Source organism: Mesorhizobium sp. M1050, from assembly GCF_040318715.1.
In the GTDB taxonomy this organism is placed as follows: Bacteria; Pseudomonadota; Alphaproteobacteria; order Rhizobiales; family Rhizobiaceae; genus Mesorhizobium.
This window is the reverse complement of the sequence record NZ_JAMYMV010000151.1, coordinates 1-3,337: the sequence shown is the minus strand read 5'-3', so window position 1 is coordinate 3,337 and position 3,337 is coordinate 1. Positions and strand designations below refer to the sequence as shown.

At 60.6% G+C, this 3,337-nt stretch carries 5 protein-coding genes; all 5 read right to left on the bottom strand.

Translation table 11 applies throughout. The annotated features are described in order from the left end of the window. A partial coding sequence (ccoG, locus tag NKH57_RS33510; protein ID WP_352950622.1) for a cytochrome c oxidase accessory protein CcoG occupies positions 1 to 1,151 on the bottom strand: 1,151 nt, incomplete at its 3' end. Positions 1,152 to 1,280: 129 nt separating this feature from the next. Continuing rightward, the gene (gene ccoP / locus NKH57_RS33505) at positions 1,281 to 2,144 is read right to left on the bottom strand and encodes a cytochrome-c oxidase, cbb3-type subunit III (protein ID WP_352950620.1); all 864 of its coding nucleotides are present in this window, start codon (positions 2,142 to 2,144) and stop codon (positions 1,281 to 1,283) included. 2 nt (positions 2,145 to 2,146) lie between these two features. Then, entirely contained in the window at positions 2,147 to 2,296 is a 150-nt protein-coding gene (locus NKH57_RS33500; RefSeq protein ID WP_023766610.1) for a CcoQ/FixQ family Cbb3-type cytochrome c oxidase assembly chaperone, read from the bottom strand. Between the two features lie 11 nt (positions 2,297 to 2,307). Further along, on the bottom strand, positions 2,308 to 3,039 hold the full coding sequence (ccoO, locus tag NKH57_RS33495; RefSeq protein WP_352950618.1) for a cytochrome-c oxidase, cbb3-type subunit II: 732 nt from the start codon (positions 3,037 to 3,039) through the stop codon (positions 2,308 to 2,310). An 11-nt stretch (positions 3,040 to 3,050) separates the two neighbouring features. Then, positions 3,051 to 3,337: cbb3-type cytochrome c oxidase subunit I (locus tag NKH57_RS33490; protein ID WP_352950616.1), on the bottom strand; the 287-nt coding region annotated here is incomplete at its 5' end.

Genomic DNA, 3,337 nt, shown 5'->3' with positions numbered 1-3,337 from the left:
GACCACATAGCCATGTACACGTAGGTGCGCGGGCGAAAGATCTTGCGGATATGGAAATGAGCCACCCTGTCTGAAAACAGGCCGTCATCCGTTCTGACCAGCGACGGATTGACTGAACCGGAGCCGCCCGCAGTCGCCAACATCATGTTGGCGTTGTAGTCGGAGAGGGTCGCGTAGGAGATCAACCCGCGCTCCTTGCCGAGCTTGTCCATGACGCCGTCGCAGGCGTCGATGCAGAGCGCGCAGGTGATGCATTCGAGCTGCTGGCCATCGCGAATGTCGATCCCCATCGGGCAGACAGCGACGCAGGCATTGCAATCGACGCAATCCCCGACTGGCTGTCCGGCGGCCTGGACCTTCTTGGCATGACGCGTGCGCGGTTCGCCGCGCCAGTCATTGTAGGTGACGGTGAGCGAACTTTCGTCGAGCATGGCTGCCTGGATGCGCGGCCACGGGCACATATAGGTGCAGACCTGCTCGCGCATCAGCCCGCCAAACGTGTAGGTCGTCGCCGTCAGCACGGCGACGGTGAAGTAGGCGACAGGAGCCGTCGTGCCGGTGAAGAGTTCGCCGAGCAGGGTCGGCGCATCGGCGAAATAGAAGATCCAGGCGCCGCCGGTCGCCGCACCTATGACCAGCCAGATGGCGTGTTTCGATACCCGCAGTGCGAGCTTGCGAGGGCTCCAGGAAGCGGCATCGAGCTTGATGCGTGCATTCCGATCGCCCTCGATGGCCCGCTCGACGACCAGAAACAGATCGACCCATACTGTCTGCGGGCATGCGTAGCCGCACCAGGCACGACCGACAGTCGACGTGATCAGGAAAAGACCGACGCCAGCCATGACCAGAAGGCCTGCCACATAGTAGAATTCTTGCGGCCATATCTCGATGAAGAAGAAGTAGAAACGCCTGTTGGCGACATCGAGCAGCACTGCCTGGTCAGGAGCGAACGGGCCACGGTCCCAGCGCAGCCACGGCGTTAGATAATAAATACCAAGCGTGACCGCCATCACCAGCCATTTGAACTGGCGAAAATTCCCCGTGGCCCGCTTTGGGAAGATCTTCTTGCGCGCGGCATACATTGGCTGACGCGCCTTGGCGGAGTTGACCGGCGTGGGTTCGATCCTTTCTATTTGCGTGTTATCAAGCACGAGAAGCTCCAGTCACCAGCGACGATTTCGCCGGAAGCCGACTCATCGGTTCTGGATGATGCCGAGGCCCGGCTTGCGCCGGGCCTCGTCGCTTGGCGGGAGGGGGAGGACGAGAATAGGCTTCTGCTCCTATTCTCCGCCGCCAAGCGAATGGATGTAGACCGCCAGTTCCTTGATCCTGGTTTCGCCGAGGCGCGCGCTCCAAGCCGGCATCACGCCCTGTTTCGGTGCGGTGACCTGGGCGGCGATGGCTGCTTCGCCTGACCCGTAGAGCCAGATGGCATCGGTCAGATCTGGAGCGCCGAGTTCCTTGTTGCCCTTTGCATTGTCACCGTGACAGGCCACGCAGTTTTCCGCAAAAACCTTGGCGCCAGGCGCCAACATCGATTGATCGCCAACGGTTTCGGACAGGCTGGCTACATAGGCGCTGACCTGTTGGATCTGGTCTGCGGCGATAATGTCGCCAAAGGCGGGCATTTCCGACAGGCGCGTATCCGGGTCGGAGGCGACGCGGATGCCATGCTCGATCGTCTGCTGGATCTGGTCCGCCTCGCCGCCCCACAGCCAGTCGTCGTCATTTAGGTTCGGAAAGCCCTTGGACCCCTGGGCGCCGGAACCGTGGCACTGCACGCAATTGAGCTTGAACGCGGCGGCGCCGGCAGCGACGGCGAATTCGCGCAGCGTGTCATCCGCCGCAATCTCCGAAACACTTTTCGACTCTATTGCGGCGACATATTTGCCCTTTGCCGCTTCGGCCGCGGACAACTCGTTCTTGACTTCGTTGCGGCTGGAATAGCCAAGTACGCCCTTTGTCGCGGAGTGCAACAGCGGCCATGCCGGGTAGGCAATCGTGTAACCGATCGCCCAGACTATGGTGATGTAGAAGGTGATGACCCACCAGCGCGGGAGCGGGTTGTTGAGCTCGCGAATGCCGTCCCACTCATGACCGGTCGTCGAGATGCCGGAAACCTCGTCAATGTGATCGCTGCTCATGATCAGTCCTCCTTCAGAGGAATTTGAGCTGCTTCGCCGGCTTGCCTGCGGCTGCCGGGACGAAGTGCAAAGGCAACGGATCCGATGAAGAAAAGAGCCATGGCAAGTAGGCCCCAGCTGTCGGCAAACTCCCGCATGAAATTGTACGTCATCGCCATTCTCCTCAGCGGTAGCCGGCGGTCTCATCGTAGTTCTTGAAATCGACAAGCGTGCCGAGCATCTGGAGATAAGAAACCAGGGCGTCCATTTCGGTGACTTGCTGCAGATCACCGTCGAAATCGCCGATCCTGGCCTTGGGGTAGCGGGCCTCGAGGCCGGACGTGTCGGCATTGGGATCAGCCTGCGCCATCAAATCGGCATTGGCGTTAGCGATCATGTCATCGGTGTAAGGGGCACCGACACGCCTGTTTGCGACCAGATGCGTCGAGAAGTCTTTCACCGCAATCGGCGTGTCCTTCAGAAAGCCATAGCTCGGCATGATCGATTCCGGCACCACGTTCCGTGGATCCGTCAGGTGCTCGACATGCCATAGATTGGAATAGCGATCGCCAACCCGAGCGAGGTCCGGTCCGGTGCGCTTCGATCCCCACTGGAAGGGGTGGTCATACATCGACTCGGCCGCCAGGCTGTAATGGCCGTAGCGCTCAACCTCGTCACGGAACGGGCGGATCATCTGGCTGTGGCAGAGATAGCAGCCCTCGCGCACATAGATGTTGCGCCCGGCAAGTTCGAGCGGCGAGTAAGGCCGCATGCCTTCGACCTTCTCGATCGTGTTGTCGAGGTAGAAGAGCGGCGCGATCTCGACGATGCCGCCGATTGTCACGACCAGCAGCGACCCGAGGAGAAGAAGTGTAGCGTTCTTCTCGATGACCGCGTGTCTGTTCATCAACCTCATTTTCTGTCTCATCATCGCGCAAGCTGGAGGGCGGGAGTAGAGCGCGGCATCGGATCCTCCTCGCGCCGGTAGCCGAGGATGGTCATTGTGATGTTCCAGGCCATGATCAGGGCGCCGGAGAGGTACATGGCTCCACCGATTGCGCGCATCACATAGTAGGGGTGCATGGCGGCGACCGTTTCGGCGAAGGAGTAGACCAGGAAGCCCTGCTCATCGTATTCGCGCCACATCAGGCCCTGCATGATGCCCGACACCCACATGACCGAGGCGTAGACGACGATCCCGAGTGTCGCCAGCC

Bases quoted from the DNA above. Each gene is read 5' to 3' on its own strand.
- NKH57_RS33500 (WP_023766610.1), bottom strand. From the start codon at position 2,296: ATGACGTACAATTTCATGCGGGAGTTTGCCGACAGCTGGGGCCTACTT.
- ccoP (WP_352950620.1), bottom strand. From the start codon at position 2,144: ATGAGCAGCGATCACATTGACGAGGTTTCCGGCATCTCGACGACCGGT.
- ccoO (WP_352950618.1), bottom strand. From the start codon at position 3,039: ATGAGGTTGATGAACAGACACGCGGTCATCGAGAAGAACGCTACACTT.